We start from the raw sequence: 17,147 nt of genomic DNA, 5'->3' as shown, positions 1-17,147 counted from the left end.
GAGCGTCGGCGGCAGGCGGCCGCCGACGTCAGAAGTCGGTCGGGGCGCCGCCTTCGGCCTTTCGCCGGGCGACGAAGGCGGCCAGCTCCTCGGCGATGGCCGGATCGAGCGGCGGCGCCTCGTATTCGGTGAGCGCCTTCCTGCAGACCACCTGCGCCTTGTCGTAGGCGGTCGGCGAGCCGGCATCGCGCCAGGTCTCGAAGTTCCGCCAGTCGGAGATGATAGGCGGATAGAACGCGGTCTTGTAGCGGGCTTGCGTATGGGCCGTGCCGAAGAAGTGGCCGCCGGGCCCGACATCGCGGATCGCCTCGACCGCCAGCGCGTCCGGCGAGGTGTCGAGCGGCTGCAGGAAGGCATCCATCATCTGCAGGAGATCGATGTCGATGACGAATTTCTCGAAGCCGGCCGTCAGCCCGCCTTCCAGCCAGCCGGCGGCGTGCTTGATGTAGTTGGCGCCGCCCATGATCGCGCCCCAGAGCGAGAACACGGTCTCCCACGCGGCCTGGGCGTCGGGCGAGTTGGCCGCACAGACCGCGGAGGAGCGGTAGGGCAGCTTGTAGCGGCGGGCGAGCTGGCCGCCGACAAGGGCCGCCTGCATGTATTCCGGCGTGCCGAAGGCGGGGGCGCCGGACTTCATGTCGACATTGGAGGTGAAGCCGCCATAGACCACCGGCGCGCCGGGGCGCACGATCTGGGCGAAGGCGAGGCCGGCCAGCGCCTCGGCGTTCTGCTGCACCAGGGCGCCGGCGACGGTGACCGGCGCCATCGCACCGGCGAGCGTGAACGGGGTGAGCACGATCGGCTGCCCGCGCCGCGACATCTCGATGATGCCCTGGAGCATCGGCGTGTCCAGGCGCAGCGGGGAGGAGGAGTTGATAATCGATATGACAGAAGGAGTTCTTTCGAATTCCTCATGTGTCAGTCCAAGTGCAATCCGGGCGATCTCCATGCCGTCGAGATTTCGCTCGCGGCCGAGTGAGTAGATGTGGAAGGCCTTGTCGGTCAGCGTCACGAAGTCGGAGATGCAGTCGAGATGGCGGACCGACGCGTGGATGTCGACCGGCTCGACCGGGTAGCCGCCGTTCAGGTCGATGACGTTGAAGACCTGGCTGAGGCGGAGGAAGTCGCGATAGTCCTGCTGGCTGCCGGGGCGCCGGCCGCGCTGCGCGTCGGCGCAGTTCGGGGCGCTGGCGACACCGCTCCAGATGACGCTGTCGCCCCCGACCTTGAGATTTCGCTCCGGGTTCCTCGCGTGAAGGATGAACTCCTCCGGTGCGCTGGCGAGCGCCTGCAGAACCAGGCCGCGATCCATCCTGATTCGGTCGGACGAGGGGGATATGTCGGCGCCGGCCGCCTTCAAAAGGGCCTTCGCCTCGCTATTGATAAAATCGACACCGATATTTTCCAGGACGTCGAGCGAGGCGGAATGGATCGCCTCAAGTTGATCTTCGGAGACCGCCTGGACGGGAGCGAAGGGGTTGCGGCGGGCCCGGAAGGGCTTCTGCTCGATGGCGTCCGAATGGCCCTGGACCTCCCGGCGGCCCCTACGTCCGCGGCGACGGCCGCCGGCCTCCTCCTCGCCCGGGGCGAGACCCTCGATTTCGTCCGTCTGGGCCATGCGAACCGGCTCCCCCGCCGTGGTTGCGGACGTCTAGTTTCGTATCCGTCTCAGTAAATTTCCAGCGTTTCCGAAAACACCAAGCATACGGCCAGTTGTTTCGGAGGCGTTCGCGTTTCAATACGCGCGATATGACAGGAGCCTAGCGCCGGCAACGAGGGAAAGGCGATATCGATTATGCGACGATCTGTTGTTCGATACCGACACGGCCCTGCCGGACCTCAAAAAAATGCCTCCAAGGCTTTGCCAAGCCACCGGGATTGCATGTTAGGTTGACGCGATCCGATCCGTGCGGACCGCCTGTCGGCCGCTGCGGCATCGGGAAAGAGCACCGGTGCGCACATCCGGCGAGGGGCCGGACGGGCGGCCGGCCGAAACGGAGGATCTCCAGGGCAGGTCCGCAGTCGGACCCTGCAGGCGCGCCAGCGCCGGCGAGGAACGGCAAGGCCAGGAACGACATTCGAGCGCGAGCCCCGGCCCGCCTCGGCAGCACAAAAACATCAAGCACAGCAATCGGTTGGAGGGGAGACAGGGCATGTCGACCAACGAGACGTCAAGCAAGATGCATCCGAAAGTCAGGGAAGCGCAGGAACAGATGGACAGCGGCCGGCTGAGCCGCCGCGAGTTCGTCCGCTACGCCGCGCTTCTGGGTGTGGGCGCCGGCGCGGCCTACGCGATGGCGGGCCTTCCGAGCCCAGCGGTCGCGCAGGATGCGGCCAACCTGCCGTTCCCGGCAGACGATGCCAACGCCAAGGCTGGCGGCATCCTGAAGGTGGCGATGCAGGTCCAGAAGATCGACGATCCGGCGACCTTCTCGTGGACCCAGGCCTCCAACCAGACCCGCCACATGCTGGAATACCTGGCGATGACCGGCCCGGACAACGTGACCCGGCCGATGCTGGCCGAGCGCTGGGAAGCCTCCGAGGATTTGAAGACCTGGACCTTCTACCTGCGCAAGGGCGTGAAGTGGCACAACGGCGACGATTTCACCGCCGAGGACGTGAAGTTCAACTTCGAGCGCTGGACCAACCCGGATCTCGGCTCGTCGAATATCGGCCTCTCGTCGGTCTCGGCGATGGTCGAGGATAAGGACGGCAAGAAGAGCCTCATCGACGGCGCCATCGAGATCGTCGACGATCACACGATCCGCTTCAACCTGACCAAGCCGGTGCTGTCCTTCCCCGAGGATATGTACAACTACCCGACCGCCATCGTGCATCGCGGCTTCAAGCCGCCGCTCGACAGCTCGATGAACGGCACGGGCGCCTACACGATCACCGAGAATGTCGTCGGAGACCGCTGCATCCTGAAGAAGGTGACCGAGGTCGGCGGCCAGCCCTTCGAGTACTGGGGCGGCACGGTGTTTCTCGACGAGATCCACTACTACAACTTCGATGCCGACAACCAGCTGACCGCCTTTGCCGGACAGAGCGTCGATGCGATCTACGACTTCGGCGTCGAGCAGATGGAGCTGGCCAAGGCCATCGACGGCAACATCATCGCCGCCCGCACCGCGCAGTGCCTGTGCTGCCGCATGCGCGTCGATGCCGAGCCTTTCACGGACGAGCGCGTGCGCAAGGCCGTGACCATGGCCATCGACAACGCCGCGATCAAGCCGCTGGTCTATCCGGAAGGCGGCGATGTCGGCGAGAACCATCACGTCGCGCCGGTCCATCCGGACTACCAGGCGTTGGCGCCGCTGACCCGCGACGTGGAGGGCGCCAAGGCGCTGCTCGCCGAGGCCGGCCATCCGGACGGCATCACGCTGACCATCGATGTCGGCAACACGGACGGCCCGTGGCACCAGACGGCCGCCGAAGCCATGCGCGACCAGCTCAAGGACGCGGGCATCACGCTGAACATCAACGTCATTCCGGCTTCCAAGTACTGGGAGATCTGGACGCAGACGCCGTTCGGCGCCACCGCCTGGACCCACCGTCCGCTCGGCACGATGGTGATGTCGCTCGGCTACCGCACGGGCGTGCCGTGGAACGAGTCCGGCTTCGCCTCGCCGGAGTTCGACGCCGCGCTCGACGAGGCCGAGGCGACGCTCGACGTGGAGGCCCGCAAGGGGCTGCTCGCCAAGGCGGCGCAGATCCTGCAGGACGCTTCCGTGATGGTCATGCCGATCTGGCGGCCGGTCTACTGCATGGCCTCCAAGTCGGTGAACGGCTACCCGGCCCACCCGACCCAGTATCACCAGTTCAACAAGGTCTGGATGAGCTGACGCTGACAAAGGCTTGCCGCGCCTGGATTTTCCGGGTGCGGCGGCTTCTTTGCCGAGGTCAGGGGGAGGGCCCGCATGCCGCGCTTGAGGCGGGGCATGGTCGAGGGGCCGACACGGTGGGCACCACATGCTGAAACTGATCCTGAGACGCCTGGTTCAGATGGTTCTGATCATGGCGGTCTCCTCGCTGCTGCTGTTCGCGATCTTCGACACGCCGGAGTTCAAGAAACGGCTGGCAGTCCAGGAGCTTGGCGGCTTCGCCGTCTCCGCCCTGACCGAGGAAAGCTACAAGAGCTGGCTGGCCGCGCGCGGTCTCGACGTGCCCTTCTACCAGCGCTACGCCAACTGGGTCGGCAACATCCTGAGCGGCGATCTCGGCTTCTCCTACGAGAAGAACCGGCCGGTCGCGCCGCTGCTGGCCGACAGGCTGGCCAATACCGGCATCCTGGCCTTTTTCGTCTTCGCGCTGATGATCCCGCTGTCGCTGATCCTGGGCATTCTCGCGGGGATGAAGGAGGGATCGCTGCAAGACCGGACGATCTCGTTCGTCTCGGTGTTCACGACCAGTATCCCGGAGATCGCCAGCGCCATCCTGCTGACCATCATCTTCGCCCTCGGCCTCGGCTGGCTGCCGGTGAAATCGGCGATGATCGGCGGGTTCAATTTCCGCGAACTGATCCTGCCGGTGCTGACGCTGGTGATCTACGACTTCGGCTATGTGGCCCGGATGACCCGCGCCTCGATGGCCGAGGTGATGACCTCGCAATACATCCGAACGGCGATCCTGAAGGGCCTGCCGTACCGCCGGGTGGTGATGCGCCATGCGCTGCGCAACGCCTTGATCGCGCCCTTCACGCTGATCGTGTTGCAGCTCAACTGGCTGCTGTCGGGCGTCGTCGTGGTGGAGGTCTTCTTCGAATACGACGGCTTCGGCAAGCTGCTGCTGGAAGCGGCACTGTTTCCCGATGTGGAGGTGGTGCAGGCCTGCACGCTGGTCGCCGTCGCCGTTGCCGTGCTGTCGCAGATCATCTCCGACATCGGCTACACCTTCCTGAACCCTCGCATCCGTTTTGCGTAAGGACCGGAGACGCGTTCCATGGCAGTGACCGAGATCCCGTCCGGCCCTTCCGTCCTCGACCGGCTGTCGAAGCCGAAGCCCGTCGCCGTGCTGGTGCTGCTGATGTGGCTGCCGCTGATGGCCTATGTGATGTTCGGCCAGGCAATCGGCGGCGAGGCGCGGGCCGTGCTGCTGCCGGCGATCCCGGCGACGCTGATGCTCTACGTGCTGGGCATCCGGGCGTTCCGCGAGAGCCGCGTCGCGGTGATCGGGCTGACGCTGGTGTTCTTCTGGCTGCTGATGGCGGTCAGCGCGCCGTACCTGCCCCTGATGGACCCGAACAAGCCGATTGCCCCGTTCACGACGCCGTTCACCGAGCGGAACGACCTGTTCTTCTGGCTGGGCACCGACTTCAAGGGCCGGGACATGCTGTCGCGCATGATCTGGGGCTGCCAGCGGGTGCTGGTCTGGGGCGTGACGGCGACCATGGTCGCCTATGTGGTGGGCGCCATGTTCGGCCTGATCTCCGGCTACCTGGCCGGCTGGTGGGACGAGATCATTTCGTTCGTCGCCAACGTGCTGCTGTCGTTCCCGGTGATGGTGCTGTTCATCGTCATCCTGAACTATCTGGGGCCGTCGGGCTTCAACATCGTGGTGGCGGTGACCTTCGCCTCGGCGCCGGCGATCATGCGCATCGTCCGGGGATTGGCGCTCGACATCAAGACGCGCGACTACGTCTACGCGGCGCAGACCCGCGGCGAGCATCCGCTCTACATCATGATCTTCGAGCTGCTGCCGAACGTGCGCGGGCCGATCATCGTCGATGCCTGCCTGCGGCTCGGCTACACGACGGTGGCGATCACCACGCTGACCTTCCTGGGCCTCGGCCTGCAGCCGCCCGACCCGGACTGGGGATTGATGATCCGCGAGAGCGCCAAGACGGCGATGCTGTGGAAGTTCTCCTACATGCTGCTCGTGCCGGCGCTGGCCGTTTCGAGCCTGATCCTTGGCTTCAACCTGATGGCCGACGGCCTTCGGGAAATGAGCCTGCGCGACTGAGGAGGGGGACAGAATGAGCGATCACGCCGCCGATCAGGTTCCCGTTCTCGAATGCCGGAACCTTTGCATCTCCTACTACACGCGCGCCGGCGAGATCCCGGCCGTGGTCGACTTCAACCTGAAGCTCATGCCGGGCGAGGCGCACGGCATCGTCGGCGAGAGCGGCTGCGGCAAGTCGACCGTGGCGCTGGCCATCATGCAGTACATGGGCAAGAACGGCGCCATCGTCGGCGGGGAAATCCTGTTCGAAGGCCGCGACATGCGGCAGATGAGCGAGGAGGAGCTGCGGCGGATCCGCGGCTCGCGCATCGCCATGGTCTACCAGGAGCCGATGGCCTCGCTGAACCCGTCGATGACCATCGGCGACCAGCTGGCCGAGGTGCCGATCTACCATGACGGGTTGAGCGAGCGCGAGGCGCTGGCGCGGGCCGAGGAGATGCTGGCCAAGGTGCGCCTGCCGGACCCCAAGCGCATCCTGGCGTCCTACCCGCACCAGATTTCCGGCGGCCAGCAGCAGCGCGTGGTGATCGCCATGGCGCTGCTGTCGAACCCCAAGCTGCTGCTGCTCGACGAGCCGACGACGGCGCTGGACGTGACCGTCGAGGCGGGCATCGTCGAGCTGATCAACGAGATCGCCGAGGAGTTCGGCACCTCGATGATCTACATCTCGCACAATCTCGGGCTGATCCTGGAGACCTGCGACCGGCTGACCGTGATGTATTCCGGCGAGGCGGTGGAGGTCGGGGACATCCATGACGTCTTCGACGAGATGCGCCATCCCTACACGCGGGGACTGTTCGGCTCGATCCCGTTGCCCGGCGCCGACAAGAACGCCCATCCGCTGGCGGCAATCCCGGGCCAGCTGCCGCTGCCGCACGAGCGCCCCGAGGGGTGCAACTTCGGGCCGCGCTGCACCTTCTTCCGCGACGGGCTGTGCAATGTCGGCCGGCTGCCGATGCATGCGGTGCCGGGCGACGACGACCACAAGGTGCGCTGCGAGCGCTTCCAGGAGATCGACTGGGACCGCGACCTGCCGAAGGGCGAGGCGAAGCCGCCGGTGGAGGCGGGCGACACGGTGCTCTCCGTCGAGAACATGACCAAGCACTACCTGATCGAGGACGGCGGGCTCTTCGTCGGCGGCAGCGAGCGGGTGGTGAAGGCCAACGAGAAGCTGAGCTTTACCGCGCGCGAGGCCGAGACGGTGGCCATCGTCGGCGAGAGCGGCTGCGGCAAGTCGACCTTCGCCAAGGTGCTGATGGGGCTGGAGGATGCGACCGACGGCAAGGTGATGCTGGGCACTGTCGAGCTCGGCGACCTGCCGGTGGAGCGGCGCAATGCCGAGACCATCTCGAAGCTGCAGATGGTCTTCCAGAACCCGTTCGACACGCTGAACCCGTCGCATTCCGTCGGCAGCCAGATCGCCCGGGTGATCCGCAAGTTCGGGGTCGCCAGCAAGGACGAGGAGGTGGAGGAGATCGTCTTCCGGCTGCTCGACACGGTGAAGCTGCCGCGCGATTTCGCCAAGCGCAAGCCGCGCCAGCTGTCCGGCGGCCAGAAGCAGCGGGTGGGCATCGCCCGCGCCTTTGCCGGCAATCCGAAGGTGGTGATCGCCGACGAGCCGGTGTCGGCGCTGGACGTTTCGGTGCAGGCGGCGGTGACCGAGCTGCTGATGGACATCCAGCGCGAGAACCGCACGACGATGCTGTTCATCAGCCACGACCTGTCGGTGGTGCGGTACCTGGCCGACCGGGTGGTGGTGATGTATCTCGGCCGGATCATGGAGCAGGGCACGACCGAGGAAATCTTCGCGCCGCCCTACCATCCCTACACCGAGGCGCTGCTGGCGGCGGTGCCGATCGCCGATACGCGGATCGAGAAGCGGCACATCGTCCTGAAGGGGGAAATCCCATCGCCGACCAACCCGCCGAGGGGCTGTCCGTTCTCCACCCGCTGCCCCTACATGATGCCGGGCACCTGCGATGCCGAGCTGCCGCCGCTGCGCAGCTTCGGCGAGGGGCACCGGATCCTGTGCCATCTCGATCCGGCCGAACTGGCGGCGATGGAGCCGGTGATAAAGCCGAAGGTCGAGGCGGCCGAATAGGTCTTGAGAATTTCGAGACGGATTTTGCAAAATTCCGTCTCGAAATTGCGAAATTTTGATTTCGGCCGTCTCAATTTCCCGAAATCGCCGATGCTGCCGGGCGGCGTGCCCCGCAGCACTTGTCCCCGGTGCGGCTGCCTTGAGGTAGAGTGCGGTCGTGACGTGCTGTCCGGGGTGGCCGGATGAAGAGGCGGGAAAGACGGGGATGGCCGGGATCGATCCGTTTCCAAGGTCCTATGCGAAGGGGGTGCGGCTGCGCCGGCGCTCGCAGCGTGTGCCGGGCGAGGCGGGCGGAGCGGCAGGGACGCTCGCCGATCTCGAGGCCTGGCTGCTCGGCGAGGCGCTGGCGGTCGGCGACGTGCTGGATTTCTTCGAGGCGTTCTGCTGGCGCATGGCGGCGGCGATGCCGGCCTTCGAGCGGGCGAGCCTGCATGTCGGCACGCTGCACCCGCAGATCTATGGCTTTGCCTGGAACTGGGAGGCGGGCGACGGGATCTGCGACGAGATCCAGGTGGCCGAGGATATCCTGGCAACGGATGCCTATCGGCGAAGCCCGATCTTTGCGGTGATCGAGCGGGGCGAGGCCTTCGACCGGATGATCGACGAGGACACCTCGGCGCACTACCCCTTGCTGCGGGAACTCGGGCAACTCGGCTACAGCCATTACATGGCGCTGCCGCTGACGGCTGCCGGCGGAACCGGGGGTGGCGGCCAGCACAACCTGGTGTCGCTGGCAACGCGCCAGCCGGGCGGCTTCACGGAAACCGAGCGGGCGGGCATCGACCGGCTGCTTTCGATCCTGGCGCTGCATGTCGCCCGGCATATCGACCGGCGGATTTCGGCAAACCTGCTCGACGCCTATCTGGGGCCGGCGGCGGGAGGCAAGGTGCTGCAAGGCAGCATCCGGCGGGGCGTCGGCGAGGAAATCGACGCGGTGATCTGGATGTCTGACCTGCGCGGCTTCACCGATCTGTCGGCGCGGCTGCCCGGGCCGGCGATGACGGCGCTGCTCAACGCCTATTTCGAGCGGCTGGCCGGGGCGGTGATCGCCGAAGGCGGCGAGATCCTGAAATTCATGGGCGACGGGGTGCTGGCGGTGTTTCCGCAAGGCGAGGGGGCGGCAAGTGCTGCCCTGCGCGCTGCGCGGGCGGCGCTTGCCGGGATTGCGGCGCTGAACGAGGCACCGCCGGCGGCGGTCGCGGGCGCGCGGGATATCTGGGCGCCGCTGCGCACGGGCATCGCGCTGCACGAGGGTACGGTGTTCTTCGGCAATGTCGGCTCGGCCGGACGGCTCGATTTCACGGTGATCGGCCCGGCGGTCAACACGGCAAGCCGCATCGAGGCGCTGACCAAGGAGCTCGGCCGGGAAATCCTGATCTCGCAGGCGGCTGCGCGCGATCTCGATGTGCCGCTCGACGACCTCGGCGAGCATCGCCTTCGCGGCGTCGCCGAGCCGGTGCGGTTGTTCAGCCCGAAAGGGTGAGGGGGCGTTCTCTCGAGGCGACGATGGGAGAAGGCGGACGCAACGCGCCATCGCTAATGCTCTGGGAACGAATGGGCCCCGGATCTCCGGCTTCGCCTTCGTCCGGGGTGACGTCAGAGGTTGGGACGACGGCGGTGGGCTGACGGCCGAGGTGGGATCTCCGGTGGTGGGGTGCGAGATGGTGCCTCCCTCTCGGAGGTCATCCCGGGCAAGCGAAGCGCGACCCGGGACCTATTGGCACCCTCGGGAGGAGTGAGGCAGGAGGCGCCTGTTCCACTGTCCGCTGTCATACCTGCGAAGGCAGGTATCCAGTATCCGCCGGGGTGGATGGTGGCGCGAAGCCAGCCGCCACCGACGTTCCGGCGGCAGCGCTGAGGCTCAACGCGAACCGTACGGGGTTACTGGATCCCGGTCTTCGGCTTTGCCGAAACCGGGATGACATCCTGTGGGTGGGGCGGAGGATGTGCAGCGCCGAGCCTGGACCGGAGAGGCACGGCGGGTGAGGTGTCGTTCGGGAGCGCGCCTCATAGGCCCTCGGCTCTCCGGTCCCGGGTCGCGCTTCGCTTGCCCGGGATGACGAATCGAGAGGGTGGTGCGAGAGCGAGCGCTGTCCGGGAGGGCGAGGCGAGAGGCTTCGGTGTTCTCGCTGCCGCTCTGGGAACGAATGGACCCCGGCTCTGCGCTGCGCTTGGCCGGGGTGACAGCCGAGGTTGGGAGGGAGGCGGTGGGCTGACGGCCGAGGTGGGGTGGCTGCCTCGGGGAGGAGAGGAGATTGCGCAAGCGAAGGCGCGCTCGCGCAAACAAAAGGGCCGCAGGAGTGTCCTGCGGCCCGTGATGGTGTCGTGAGACGGTGAGGCGGGATCAGGCGTCGTCGCCCGGAGCCTCGTCGCCAGCCTCGCCATCGCCAGTCTCGCCGTCGTCGGCATCGCCCGACGTGTCGGAGTCGGACGCTGCTGCGGCCTCGTCGAGCATCGCCTCTTCGGCGTCCTCCTCGTCGGAGACACGGCCGACCGAGACGACTTCCTCGCCCTCGGCGGTGTTGAAGACGATGACGCCCTGGGTGGCGCGGCCGGCGATGCGGATGCCGTCGACCGGGCAACGGATCAGCTGGCCGCCATTGGTGACGAGCATGATCTGGTCGCTGTCTTCCACCGGGAAGGAGGCGACGAGCGGGCCGTTGCGCTTGGTCACCGCCATGGCGGTGATGCCCTTGCCGCCGCGGCCCGTGACCCGGTACTCGAAGGACGACGAGCGCTTGCCGTAGCCGTTTTCCGAGATGGTGAGGATCACCTGCTCATGCGCGCTCATGGCCACGTAGCGCTCCTGCGGCAGGTCGCCCGCCGGCACGCCCTCGTCCTCGCCGCCGGCCTCGCCGTTCGCCTCGCCATTGGTCTCGTCGGCCTCGCCGCGCATCAGGCGGCGCAGGCGCAGATAGGCGCTGCGCTCGTCCGCCGTGCAGTCGAAGTGACGCAGGATCGACATGGAGATGACGCGGTCGTTGTCGGCAAGGTTGATGCCGCGCACGCCGACCGAGTTGCGGCCCGCGAAGACGCGCACATCGGTGACGGCAAAGCGGATGCACTGGCCGAGCGCCGTGGTCAGCATGACGTCGTCATGCTCGGTGCAGGTGAAGACGCCGACGATGCCGTCGCCATCCTCCAGCTTCATCGCGATCTTGCCGTTCTTGTTGATCTGCGTGAAGTCGGAGAGCTTGTTGCGTCGGACGGTGCCACGCGTGGTGGCGAACATCACGTCGAGATTGCCCCAGCTCTCCTCGTCCTCCGGCAGCGGCATGATCGAGGTGATCTGTTCGCCCTGCTCGAGCGGCAGCATGTTGACCAGCGCCTTGCCGCGCGAGGTCGGGCCGCCGAGCGGCAGGCGCCAGACCTTCAGCTTGTAGGCGATGCCGCGCGAGGAGAAGAACAGCACCGGCGTGTGCGTGTTGGCCACGAACAGGCGGGTGACGAAATCCTCGTCCTTGGTCGACATGCCCGAGCGGCCCTTGCCGCCGCGCCGCTGCGCCCGGTAGGTGTCGAGCGGAACGCGCTTGATGTAGCCGGCATGGCTGACCGTGACGACCATCTCCTCGCGCTGGATGAGATCCTCGTCCTCAAGGTCCGCGCCGCCGTCCATGATCTCGGTCCGGCGGGGCGTTGCGAACTCCTCGCGGATTTCCGTCAGCTCCTGGCGGATGATGTCGAGGATGCGCGAGCGCGAGCGCAGGATGTCGAGATAGTCGCGGATCTCTTCGCCGATCTTGTTGAGCTCGTCGGCGATCTCGTCGCGGCCAAGGGCGGTAAGACGCTGCAGGCGCAGGTCGAGAATGGCACGGGCCTGCTCCTCGGACAGCTTGTAGGTGCCGTCCTCGTTGACCATGTGGCGCGGATCGTCGATCAGGCGGATCAAGGGCTCCACGTCGCGGGCCGGCCAGTTGCGCTCCATCAGCTGGGCGCGGGCGGTGGCCGGGTCCGGCGCGGTGCGGATCAGCGCGATGACCTCGTCGATATTGGCAACCGCGATGGCGAGACCGACGAGGACATGGGCGCGGTCGCGCGCCTTCTTCAGCAGGAAGCGGGTGCGCCGGCCGATCACCTCCTCGCGGAAGGCGATGAAGGCGGTCAGCATGTCCTTCAGGCCGAGCTGCTCCGGCCGGCCGCCGTTCAGCGCCACCATGTTGGCGCCGAAGGTCGATTGCAGCGCCGAGTAGCGGTAGAGCTGGTTAAGCACCACGTCGCCGACTGCATCGCGCTTCAGCTCGACGACCACGCGCATGCCGGAGCGGTCGGACTCGTCGCGGATGTCGGAAATGCCCTCGATGCGCTTTTCGCGCACATGCTCGGCGATCTTCTCGATCATCGACGCCTTGTTCACCTGATACGGGATCTCGGTGATGACGATGGCGTAGCGATCCTTGCGGATCTCCTCGATCTCGGCGCGGCCGCGCATGACGATGGAGCCGCGCGCGGTCTCATAGGCAGAGCGGATGCCGGAGCGGCCGAGGATGATGCCGCCGGTCGGGAAGTCGGGACCGGGCACGATCTCCATCAGCTCGGCCGTGGTCATCGCCGGATTTTCCATCAGGGCGATGGAGGCGTCGATGACCTCGCCGAGATTGTGCGGCGGGATGTTGGTGGCCATGCCGACGGCGATGCCGCCGGCGCCGTTGACCAGCAGGTTCGGGAATTTTGCCGGCAAAACGACCGGCTCGCTCTCCGAATTGTCGTAGTTGTCCTGGAAGTTGACGGTCTCCTTGTCGATGTCGTCAAGGAGGCGCGCCGACACCTTCTGCAACCGGCACTCGGTGTAACGCATGGCCGCCGCGGGATCGCCGTCGACCGAGCCGAAATTGCCCTGGCCGTCGATCAGCGGCAGGCGGAGCGAGAAGTTCTGCGCCATGCGCACGAGCGCGTCGTAGATCGCGCTGTCGCCATGGGGGTGATATTTACCCATCACGTCGCCGACCACGCGGGCCGACTTGCGGTAGGGCTTGTTCCACTCGTAGCCGTTTTCATGCATCGAGTAGAGAATGCGCCGGTGCACCGGCTTCAACCCGTCGCGCACATCCGGCAGGGCGCGGCTGACGATCACGCTCATGGCGTAATCGAGGTAGCTGCGCTTCATCTCGTCGGTGATGGAAACGGGCCGGATATCGGACGGCAGGCCACCCGTAGGTGCGTTCGTGTCCCGATCGGTCAAGGGATCTCTCACACTTGTTGAATCTGTCCCGATCTTATAGCCGATTCCGCGCCTCCAGCCAAATGGCCGAAGGGTTTTTGCGCCGCGAAAAGGATAGCTAAAACAGTGCCTTGTCACTTTCCCAAGGGAAAGTTCGGGAAGGGGGTGCCGCCCGGGTGCCGATCCACCGTATTTTGCCTGATATAACGGGGCCGGACGAGTCGAGCGGGGGGCTTGCGCAATGCTTGCGGACTATCTCATCAACGCCTTCGCGACGCTGTTCGTGACCATCGATCCGGTGGGCCTGGCGCCCATGTTCCTGGCGGTCACGGCAGGTGCCACGGCGGCCACGCGCCGGCGCATCGCGGTGCGCGCGACGCTGATCGGCGGGGCCATCCTGTTCCTCTTCCTGGTCGCCGGGCGCGGGGTTCTGGGTGTGCTCGGCATCTCCGTGCCGGCATTCCAGATCGCCGGCGGCTTGCTGCTGCTGATCATCGCCATCGAGATGGTGTTCGAGAAGCGCAACCGGCGGAAATCCGAGACCGCGGAAAAGGCGGTCTCGCAGCACGCGGCGCATCAGGAGGAGCTGCATGACGTGGCCGTGTTTCCGCTGGCGATCCCGCTGATCGCGGGACCTGCGGCGATCTCCGCCGTCATCCTGCTGTCGTCGCAGGCGGTCGACACGGTGTCCTATCTGGGCCTGGCGCTGGTCATCCTGGTGATCATCGGCGCCTGCTTCGTCTCGTTCCTGCTGGCCGACCGCATCGAGCGGATGATGGGCGAGACCGCCGCCGTGGTGGTGACGCGGCTGCTCGGCGTGCTGCTGGCGGCGCTGTCGATCCAGTTCATCGCGGACGGCATCCGCGCGATGATCGCCGCCAGCTAGGCGCACTCAGCCCGTCGGGGCCTGCCTATTGCAGCAGGCGGTAGACGGTCGGATCGTCCGGGCAGGCGGCAAAGCCGCATTCGGCAAGCGTGCTCGCCGCATTGAGCCCGGCCATCGCCAGCACCAGCAGGACGGCAACCAGCGACAGCCCGGTCAGGCGCGCCGGGCGGCCGCCGTCGGCACGCGGTTCCTCGCCGGGCGCGCGCAGGATCAAGAGCGCCGCACAGGCGGCAACGGCGACGACGAAGACGACGAAGGCCCAGGTGTAGAAGTGCAGGCCGAGGAACGGCGCGCCATAGCCCGCATCGCCCGGCTGGATGTGCAGCAGCACCTGGCGCATGGCAAAGCCCGCGCCGGCAAGCCCGGCAAGGATCGTCACGCCGTAATGGGCGGGCCGGGGACCGCGCGCCACGTTCAGCACCGGACCGATGGCCAGCAGCAGGAAGCCGGCGCGTTGCAGCAGGCAGAGCGGGCAGGGCAGCTCGCCATTGGCGAACTGGTCGAAGAAGGCGACGGAGAGCACGGCCGAGATGGCCAGAAGGGCAAGCGCGTTGAGCGTCGTCTCGAGGGATCTTGAGATCATGGCGTGCCCCTTCAGAACGACAGCGGCAGCGGATCGGTCGCGTGATGCAGGTAGACCAGCACGGCCGCGAGGAAGCTGGCCGCGGTCAACAGCCCCGCAAGGCGCATGGGGCCGAAGGCAGCGGCGGCAAGGGCCGCGAACAGCAGGGCAAAGAGGGCGGCGAGAAACATCGGGCGAAGCCTTTGCGGGTCCGGTTGCGGAACGTTGCGCCAAGGCTATGCGATTCTAGGGCGATCACGGAGCCGTGATTGTTGCCGATGCGGGGAAGTGCGAACGAAGGCTCAAAACGGCAAAGGCGACGCCTGCGGGGTGCAGAGCGTCGCCTTTTGCAGTATCGGACCGCCGGCATGCGGCGCCCGTTCTAGTCTCCGCTCGCCGGCATGCGGCGCGCGGGATCAGGAGCTGGACGGAACGCGCTCCAGAACCGAGGTGTTGGCGGCCGGCTGGCGGGTCTCGACGGTGGTGAACTGCACCTGGCGCATGCCCTTGTTGCCGCTCAGCGCTGCGGCACAGGTCGCCGACCAGTGGCCCCAGGTCTGGCCCTCGCATTCCATCGGCAGCGCGGAGGCGCCGCGGTCGGTCTTCGGGGCCGCCATCTCGGTCACTGCGGCGCCGGCGGACGCCGTCTGGACGGTGTGGGCGATGCTTGCGATGCCGCCGAACACGGCCAGAGCGGCGACGCCGGCAATCGCCAGATCCCGCATGCGGTTAGCGTGCTGTTCGCCATGATCGTGAATGAAGGTCATTGTCGTCACGTCCCTGCTTATTACCGTTCTTCGATGGCCCCACATTGAGGCATAACGGGCAAGGAAACCGTGACGCGGATCACGATCCGGAGGGTTGCACCGGCAGCGCCTGGTTGCCCGTCGCCGGCTCGGCGATCACCGGATGCTTCTGCGGCGGGGGGCCGGCGAAGCAATCGGGATCCTCTTCCCGGAAGATGATGCCGCCGCAGACCGCTTCGATGGTCTTTGCGATGACACGCTCGTCCTTGCCTGCCGAGATAACGTGCTCGCGGGCAGAAAGTTGCATATTGGCAGCGGTTTCCGCCGCGGCGTCGACATCCGAGGCGGCCAATCCAACCCCGAGCGTGGCGACAAGCAGCACGACGCCGGCGCCCCACAGGGCGATCGGAGTCGATAGCTGATGAATTTTGTGAATCGTCATCATGCACCGCCATATGGATTGTCTCGCCGGGATTGGCAAGACTTCGCCGGTTCAGCATTCCGTGAACGGCCTGTGCTGCTTTTGTGAACGATTGCAGCGAGTTGCCGGTAAGCCGGGCATGCTTTCGCATGCCAGCCATGCGTCCATCGCATGGCCTTTCGGCGGTTCGGACGCTTCGCAGATGCGAAACGGTCCTGCCTTCTGCCCGCGACCGGCCTTGCACCGGTCCAGCCGGGGGAGCGCGGCGCGCATCCCCTTGCAACCCTGTCTGGTCAGATGGGGAGCGCCGGGGCGCGGACAAGACGCGGGACGGCGCAAATGGCGCGCAATCGTCCACGCTCGCGCGAAGGTGAAGAGCCGGTGAGGGCCAAGTGAGCGCGCGCGGCCGGATCGCAGGAAACGGAATGAGGGGGTGTCTTGCGGCAGGGAGTGGTGACGGCGGGTCGGGGAGCCCGCCGTCACGCTGCTGAGGACTGGCCGTGCCGTATGCGCAGCGCGGCCAGCCGGGAGAGGTCCGAGGTCAGGAAGACCGGATCACTCCGAAACGCGGCTGCGCGCGAGAACGGTGGTGGTGCCGTCCCGGGTCGCGATGGTGCGCCAGGCGGGCGCGGCGGCCGGATCGATGCTGCGGGCAAGGTCCGCACATCCCTGCGCGGCGTCCTGCATGGTGCCGGCGGCGCAGGCGACCTGCACCGTGCGCGCCATGCGATCGCCCTTCTGCGCCGTGTTGATCTGATGACCGGGGCCGAAGTTCAAACCGCCGACGGCGACGGAGATGGCAATGGCGGCAAGGCCGCCAAGGCCCAAAGCTGCAATGCCACGCATGTCCTGCGCCTCCTTGTGCTTATGAGCAACAGTCTAGCAGAAAAGCGGGGCGAGTTAAATAAATTCGCGAGAAGTGACTTTACGGCAACAATTGCAAAGCACTGGCGGTGGCCGGGAAACGACGGGCTCGGCGTCCAAGATGCGACGCTGCAGGGGCTCGGTCCTGTTTGCCGTCCAGCAAGGCGCACCCCAAAGAGGGCTCCCGGGCGCGATCAGTCCTCAAGGATCACGAAATCTCCAACCTTCATGGCCTGCTTCAAGCCCAGATGGCTTGCCGCCCGCACGTGGAGACGCGGAATCTCGAATTCATTGTTTAGACGCGGCCTATATATCTCGCAGGGTATTTCATGCTCGCCATCGGAAGAGACGACTTTCGCCGGCATTCTCGTCTTTTGAGCCATGTCGCCGAGGTCGCCCACGTCCAGGACGAAAAGGTTGTCTCCGTTCTTGTGGTCGGGGTAGCGCC

13 protein-coding genes are annotated in these 17,147 nt (G+C 66.4%); 6 read left to right on the top strand and 7 right to left on the bottom strand.

The genetic code is table 11. The features are described from left to right. Positions 1 to 28: 28 nt before the first annotated feature. A complete protein-coding gene (locus tag BBX35_RS01185; protein WP_067215097.1) occupies positions 29 to 1,618 on the bottom strand; it encodes a trimethylamine methyltransferase family protein in 1,590 nt (529 codons plus the stop codon). A 535-nt stretch (positions 1,619 to 2,153) separates the two neighbouring features. Between BBX35_RS01185 and BBX35_RS01180 the strand changes: the two genes are divergently transcribed. The 5 genes from BBX35_RS01180 (at position 2,154) to BBX35_RS01160 (ending at position 9,545) form a co-directional block, all read left to right on the top strand. After that, a complete protein-coding gene (locus tag BBX35_RS01180) occupies positions 2,154 to 3,845 on the top strand; it encodes an ABC transporter substrate-binding protein (RefSeq protein WP_067215095.1) in 1,692 nt (563 codons plus the stop codon). 127 nt (positions 3,846 to 3,972) lie between these two features. Next, on the top strand, positions 3,973 to 4,923 hold the full coding sequence (locus BBX35_RS01175; RefSeq protein ID WP_067215093.1) for an ABC transporter permease: 951 nt from the start codon (positions 3,973 to 3,975) through the stop codon (positions 4,921 to 4,923). 18 nt (positions 4,924 to 4,941) lie between these two features. Beyond that, positions 4,942 to 5,961: an ABC transporter permease gene (locus tag BBX35_RS01170; RefSeq protein ID WP_208979734.1), complete on the top strand. Its 1,020-nt coding sequence runs from the start codon at positions 4,942 to 4,944 to the stop codon at positions 5,959 to 5,961. Positions 5,962 to 5,974: 13 nt separating this feature from the next. After that, the gene (locus BBX35_RS01165; protein ID WP_067215090.1) at positions 5,975 to 8,062 is read left to right on the top strand and encodes a dipeptide ABC transporter ATP-binding protein; all 2,088 of its coding nucleotides are present in this window, start codon (positions 5,975 to 5,977) and stop codon (positions 8,060 to 8,062) included. Positions 8,063 to 8,267: 205 nt separating this feature from the next. After that, the gene (locus BBX35_RS01160) at positions 8,268 to 9,545 is read left to right on the top strand and encodes an adenylate/guanylate cyclase domain-containing protein (RefSeq protein WP_067215088.1); all 1,278 of its coding nucleotides are present in this window, start codon (positions 8,268 to 8,270) and stop codon (positions 9,543 to 9,545) included. Between the two features lie 861 nt (positions 9,546 to 10,406). Here the strand turns inward: BBX35_RS01160 and gyrA are convergent. Then, a complete protein-coding gene (gene gyrA, locus BBX35_RS01155; protein WP_244271584.1) occupies positions 10,407 to 13,166 on the bottom strand; it encodes a DNA gyrase subunit A in 2,760 nt (919 codons plus the stop codon). Between the two features lie 295 nt (positions 13,167 to 13,461). On the opposite strand from gyrA, the gene BBX35_RS01150 reads away from it, so the two are divergent. Then, complete coding sequence (locus BBX35_RS01150) at positions 13,462 to 14,106, top strand: MarC family protein (protein ID WP_067215084.1); 645 nt, start codon at positions 13,462 to 13,464, stop codon at positions 14,104 to 14,106. A 25-nt stretch (positions 14,107 to 14,131) separates the two neighbouring features. Here the strand turns inward: BBX35_RS01150 and BBX35_RS01145 are convergent, their stop codons facing one another. The 5 genes from BBX35_RS01145 to BBX35_RS01130 form a co-directional block, all read right to left on the bottom strand. Next, on the bottom strand, positions 14,132 to 14,689 hold the full coding sequence (locus BBX35_RS01145; protein WP_083205958.1) for a disulfide bond formation protein B: 558 nt from the start codon (positions 14,687 to 14,689) through the stop codon (positions 14,132 to 14,134). 11 nt (positions 14,690 to 14,700) lie between these two features. Next, on the bottom strand, positions 14,701 to 14,859 hold the full coding sequence (locus BBX35_RS23540) for a DUF5993 family protein (protein WP_158592635.1): 159 nt from the start codon (positions 14,857 to 14,859) through the stop codon (positions 14,701 to 14,703). A gap of 225 nt (positions 14,860 to 15,084) precedes the next feature. After that, on the bottom strand, positions 15,085 to 15,435 hold the full coding sequence (locus BBX35_RS01140; protein WP_067215081.1) for a hypothetical protein: 351 nt from the start codon (positions 15,433 to 15,435) through the stop codon (positions 15,085 to 15,087). 79 nt (positions 15,436 to 15,514) lie between these two features. Then, positions 15,515 to 15,856: a hypothetical protein gene (locus BBX35_RS01135; protein WP_171901371.1), complete on the bottom strand. Its 342-nt coding sequence runs from the start codon at positions 15,854 to 15,856 to the stop codon at positions 15,515 to 15,517. Positions 15,857 to 16,390: 534 nt separating this feature from the next. Further along, positions 16,391 to 16,681, bottom strand: a complete 291-nt coding sequence (locus BBX35_RS01130; RefSeq protein ID WP_141687796.1) for a hypothetical protein — start codon at positions 16,679 to 16,681, stop codon at positions 16,391 to 16,393. Between the last annotated feature and the right edge of the window lie 466 nt (positions 16,682 to 17,147).

It is taken from the genome of Stappia indica (assembly GCF_001696535.1).
GTDB classification, from domain to species: domain Bacteria; phylum Pseudomonadota; class Alphaproteobacteria; order Rhizobiales; family Stappiaceae; genus Stappia; species Stappia indica.
This window is presented reverse-complemented; position numbering and strand designations above follow the sequence as displayed.